This window comes from Streptomyces sp. W16 (assembly GCF_033194735.1).
Taxonomy (GTDB): Bacteria; Actinomycetota; Actinomycetes; order Streptomycetales; family Streptomycetaceae; genus Streptomyces.
Map to the genome: position 1 here is coordinate 1 of NZ_JAWOAI010001091.1, position 1,320 is coordinate 1,320.

General features: G+C 74.4%; 1 protein-coding gene. It reads right to left on the reverse strand.

Annotated elements, in window-relative coordinates; genetic code table 11:
* A partial coding sequence (locus tag R6V09_RS53345; protein ID WP_317888585.1) for an acyltransferase domain-containing protein occupies positions 1 to 1,320 on the reverse strand: 1,320 nt, incomplete at both ends.

Here is a 1,320-nt window from a genome sequence, read left to right on the forward strand (position 1 = left end):
CCGGGTGCTCCGCGCGGCTGTCGCGGGCCGGTACGGAGGTGTTCCCGGCGGCAGCGCGGGCTGTCGTGCTCGCCCGGCTGCCGGGGACCGGGGTTTCCGTTTCCTGGTCGAGGGCGGCTTCGTCCGGGAGCCAGAACCGCTCGCGCTGCCACGGCTGTCCGGGCAGTGGGACGAAGTTGCCGCTCGGGTAGAGCCCTTCCCAGTGGATGTCCGCCCCGAGGCAGTACAGGTCGCCGAGGGAGCCGAGCCAGGTGGTGGTGTCGGCGTCGCGGCGCGCGGAGGCGAGGACCGCGGCCTCGTGGCCGGCGGACTCGTTCTCCTCCTCGACGGCGGGGACGAGCACGGGGTGCGGGCCGATCTCCAGGAAGACGGTGGTCCCGGCGTCCCTCAACTGCCGTAGGGCGTCGGCGAAGCGGACGGTCCCGGTGAGGTTGTCCGCCCAGTATGCGACGTCCCAGGTGGTGCCGTCGGCGAGCGTCCCGGTGACCGTGGAGTACAGCGGGACCGTCGCGGGATGCGGGCGGATCCCGGCGATTTCGCCCCGCAGCCAGGCGGCGGCCGGAGCCATCAGCGGGCTGTGCGACGGGAAGTCGACGTCCACCGCGCGGTAGTCGACGCCGCTTTCGGCGAGCCGGGCGTGGACCTCGTCGAGCCCGGCGCGGGTGCCGGCGAGGACGGTGGAGCTCCCGCTGTTCACGGCGGCCACCCACACCTGGTGGTCGGCGCCGCCGCCCCCGATCTCCGCGAGGAGCTTCTCGGCGTCTTCGGCGGCGAGTGCCACCACGCCCATCGTGCCCTCGGCCGCACGGGCGACGGCCTGGTGGCGGGCGCAGATGACGGTGACCGCGTCCTCCAGTGTGAGCACCCCGGCGGCGTACGCGGCGGCGACCTCGCCGACGCTGTGGCCGACGACGGCTGACGGCGTGATGCCCACCGCCTGCCACATCGCGGTCAGTGACGCCTGGAAGGCGAAGAGCACGGGCTGCCAGTGCCGTTCGCGGGCCGCGTCGTCCTTGCCGGTGACGAGTTCGGACACGGACACGCCCAGCAGCGGACGCATCAGGGCGTCGCACTCCTGGAGCCGGTCGCGGAAGGCGGCACTGTGGCGCGCCAGTCCGCGGCCCATGCCGGGCCACTGGGGTCCGCGTCCGGAGAAGACGAAAGCGGTGTCGACGGGTCGCAGGGCCTTCACCCGGCCGAGGCTGACCGCCGGGACGCCGTCGTCCGCGTCGAGGTCTGCGAAGGAGCGGGCGATGTCGTCGGCCGAGCGGACGAGGACGGCGGCGCGGTGCTGGTAGTGGCCGCGCCGGACGGCGGCCG